At 52.9% G+C, this 3,517-nt stretch carries 5 protein-coding genes; 3 read left to right on the forward strand and 2 right to left on the reverse strand.

Annotated elements, in window-relative coordinates; translation table 11 throughout:
- Positions 1-370, reverse strand: a 370-nt coding sequence (locus HYU99_05505) for an ATP-binding protein (protein MBI2339804.1), incomplete at its 3' end; no start/stop codon positions are given.
- A gap of 102 nt (positions 371-472) precedes the next feature.
- Here HYU99_05505 and HYU99_05510 point away from each other — a divergent pair.
- Genes HYU99_05510 through HYU99_05520 form a run of 3 tightly spaced genes read left to right on the forward strand, consistent with a single transcriptional unit; the run spans position 473 to position 3,177 of the window.
- The gene (locus HYU99_05510) at positions 473-907 is read left to right on the forward strand and encodes a hypothetical protein (protein ID MBI2339805.1); all 435 of its coding nucleotides are present in this window, start codon (positions 473-475) and stop codon (positions 905-907) included.
- Entirely contained in the window at positions 870-1,886 is a 1,017-nt protein-coding gene (locus HYU99_05515; GenBank protein MBI2339806.1) for an NAD-dependent epimerase/dehydratase family protein, read from the forward strand. The genes HYU99_05510 and HYU99_05515 overlap by 38 nt, the downstream gene beginning before the upstream one ends.
- A 1-nt stretch (position 1,887) precedes the next feature.
- Complete coding sequence (locus tag HYU99_05520) at positions 1,888-3,177, forward strand: acyltransferase family protein (GenBank protein ID MBI2339807.1); 1,290 nt, start codon at positions 1,888-1,890, stop codon at positions 3,175-3,177.
- 43 nt (positions 3,178-3,220) lie between these two features.
- On the opposite strand, the gene HYU99_05525 is transcribed toward HYU99_05520, so the two are convergent.
- The coding region (locus HYU99_05525; GenBank protein MBI2339808.1) for a hypothetical protein at positions 3,221-3,517 on the reverse strand (297 nt) is incomplete at its 5' end.

A 3,517-nucleotide genomic window follows, 5' to 3' on the forward strand; every position in this document is an offset into this window, starting at 1 on the left:
AGGGGGGTGAGGGGGGATTTTGAACGTACCTGCTGGTTATCGCCATCTTCGACACCGCCGCAATCGAGGCGAGCGCCTCGCCGCGAAATCCCAGGGTTTTTATCGAAGAAAGATCCTCCCATGAGCGGATTTTGCTGGTTGCATGGCGCGAAACGGCGAGGCGAAGCTCATCGGGAGGGATTCCACAACCGTTGTCGCGGACCAAAATCAGCTTTTTCCCCCCCTCTTCCAGCGTTACATCCACCTCCGTCGCCTCTGCATCCAGCGCGTTTTCCAAAAGCTCTTTCACCACCGATGCAGGTCGCTCCACCACCTCGCCGGCGGCGATTTTGTTGATGAGAGGGTCCGGGAGAATTTTAATGGGATTCATAAATGTCAAAAAGTTCAAATGACAAATTAAGGCCAAAAAAGCAATGTCAAATGAACTTTGAACTTTGAACTTTGAACTTTTTGTTTTATGATTCTTCCACTCATGTCACCGGCATTCAACCGCCTCCGGGTTCTTCTCCAGATCTGGATGATCCTTTTTCTGGGGGCAACGGTTGTCTTTTTGTTTTTCGGAAACGACCTGTTGTCCAAAATCAACCAGCTGTCGGCCCGGCTGTTTCCATCCCTCCCATTGGTTGCCGTGCCGCAGGAAAAATTCTGGCTGACCCTCTCCCTCTCCCTTATGATCACCCTTGTTTTTTTATGCGGGTGGGCGCAAAAAGACGTGGCCAAAAATCTTGCCGTCGTGCCGGTTCTTCTGGTGTCCAAATTTACTTCCACCTTTTTTTATTTCATTTTTTTTCTTGTCCACGAACGCACGCTTGCCTATTTTGTCGGTTTGATGACCGACGGCGCTATTTTTCTGATCACATGGATTTTTTATGGCAGAGCCCAAAAAGAAATCAAGGTCCGAGCCTAATCCCGGCGCCATCGTGGTGACCGGCACGTCCGGTTTCAAGGGCTCGCGGATTATCAAGGCGCTTGAGGCCGACAATCGGTACCCGTCAATCGTGGCCATCGATGCGCGCAAACCTCCTCCCGACACCAGAAAAACAAGGTTTTACAAGCTCGATTTGACCGAAACGCTGGCGGACGTGAAGCTGGCGGAGATCCTTAAAAACGAGCGGTGCGACACACTGGTCCACTGTGCCTTTCCCATCACGCCGCCAAAGAACCCCTCATTTGCCCACGAGTTGATCTCCATCGGCACCTTGTACGTGATCACCGCCTGCGCCGAGGCGCGGGTCCGGAAGGTCATTTTGGCCTCCACCACGGATGTGTACGGCGCCTTTCCCACTAACCCCAATTTTCTTCAGGAGGATGTGCATCCGCCCAAGGGGGACAGGCAGAGCGCCTTTCTGGCGGACAAAATCGACGCCGAAAAGCAGGGGCTTAAATTCGCCGCCAAATATCCCGACCGGGTGGTCACCATCCTGCGGGCCTGCACGATCCTCGGTCCGACCATCCAGAGTTACAAAACCAATTATCTGCGTCGTCCCTTTGTGACCACCATCATGGGTTTTGACCCTCTGGTGCAGTTTATTCATGAGGATGATCTGATCCGCTCCTTTATGCGGACTATCGAAAAGGATTGCCCTGGCATCTATAATATTGTGGGTGACGGCGTGCTTCCCCTTTCCCGTGTGATCAAAATCTGCGGAAAAATGAATCTGCGTCTTCCGCAGATGGGGTTTAAAACCATGGTTCAGTTGATGTGGATGGCCGATATCTCGCCCGCCCCCGCCTCGCACGTGAATTTTTTAAGGTATCTTTGTATAGCGGACGGGGCAAAGGCAAAGAAGGATCTCGGGTTTGTGCCGCAATTTTCAACCAAGGAAGCCCTCTTGAGTTTTGTGGGAGCGGAGCGGTTGAGGGAGGTGCGGTTGATAGAGGCATAACATGCAAGAAGACAACACCAAAAAACAGCCGGCGCCCCTTCATCTTCTTCCCTTGAAGTCCAAAAAAGGGGTTTTAAATCTCCCCACCCCCCCTTTGCCAAAGGGGGGGGATCCCGATTCCCCCACTTTGAAAAAGGGGGGCCAGGGGGGATTTTCTGATGAGAAAACCGATTTTTCACGCCTGGCCGAGCGTCTCGAGAAAAAAATCGGTCGGATCGAGACGGAGTTTCGTGATTCCATCACCCTTTTAAACCGCGACATCCGTGATCTGCTTCATCAAAAGAACGTTGCCTTCGACGAAAAGACGGTTCAGGCCGAATTAAACGCCCTCTATGGGCAACTTGAGGCGCGGATGCAAAAAACCGTCGAGGAGCTCTCCCGCCGCGAGGCCGGAAAGCGCGAGGACAAAGACGCAGTCCGGGTCATCAAGGACAAAACCGCCCAGCTCACCCGCCTTCTCTCGCTCGATTTTTACAAGTCGGTTTTGGGAAGGCTCACCAGCGCCGAACACGAGGAAGAGGTTGACCCTTTCGGCATGGACTATCGTCTGGTGGAAAAGATCAAGCCGCTCTTTGATTTTCTCTACTCAAAATACTGGCGGGTCTCCGTCACCGGCATCGCCAACATTCCCAACGAGGGAAAGGCCCTTATTGTCGCCAACCATTCCGGAACCATGCCGTACGACGGAGCCATGATCAAAACAGCCATTTTAAACGAGCACCCCAAGAGGAAGGACGCCCGCTTTCTGGTGGAGGATTTTGTCTATCACATGCCCATCCTTGGAACTTTTATGTACCGGATCGGCGGCGTCCGCGCCTGCCCCGAAAATGCCGAGCTCCTTTTGAACGCCGGCCATCTCGTGATTGTCTTCCCCGAAGGGGTCAAGGGAATCGGCAAGCTCTATCGCGAGCGTTACAAGCTCCAGCGATTTGGGCGGGGGGGATTCATCAAGCTCTGCATGAAAACCGGCGCACCGCTTGTCCCTGTGGGGGTGGTGGGGGCGGAGGAGATTCACCCCATCATGATGAAATCCAACATCCTCGCCAAAACAATCGGGGTCCCTTATATTCCGATCACCCCGACTTTTCCTCTGTTGGGCCTTTTGGGCTGTGTCCCGCTCCCCAGCAAATGGTTTATCCATTTTGGCGAGCCGATCCGCCTGGATTCGTACGGTCCGAAGGCGATGGACGATGAATTGCTCGTTCATAAGCTCTCGGAAAAGGTGCGGATGAATATTCAGGAGATTATTTTCGATTTGTTGAGAAAAAGAAGATCTGTCTGGCTTGGTTGATTAACCATCCACTATCCACCATTCACCATTCACCATTCACCAATCATACCCAATACCTCTCCTCCCCTCCCCTTTTTGCAACCAGTTCCTTGAACCCTCCCAACTCCCTTGTTTTCATCAATTCGCGAATGTAAATTTTGTTCTGCTCCACGCCGGGCTGGTCAAAGGGGTTTACGTTCAGCAGTTCCCCCATGTACACGGTGGCAACCATAAGCAGTTGATAGAGCTGGCCCAGAGCATGGGGGGTGATTTCGGGGATAAAGAGGGTCAGGTTCGGCCTTTTGGCCTCGGTGAGCAACCGTTCGGTCGCGGCCCATCCGGTGTGACGGAGTTCCCCCAT

The sequence above is a fragment of the Deltaproteobacteria bacterium genome, from assembly GCA_016183175.1.
In the GTDB taxonomy this organism is placed as follows: Bacteria; UBA10199; UBA10199; order UBA10199; family SBBF01; genus JACPFC01.

Bases quoted from the DNA above. Each gene is read 5' to 3' on its own strand.
- HYU99_05510 (MBI2339805.1), top strand. From the start codon at position 473: ATGTCACCGGCATTCAACCGCCTCCGGGTTCTTCTCCAGATCTGGATG.
- HYU99_05515 (MBI2339806.1), top strand. From the start codon at position 870: ATGGCAGAGCCCAAAAAGAAATCAAGGTCCGAGCCTAATCCCGGCGCC.
- HYU99_05520 (MBI2339807.1), top strand. From the start codon at position 1,888: ATGCAAGAAGACAACACCAAAAAACAGCCGGCGCCCCTTCATCTTCTT.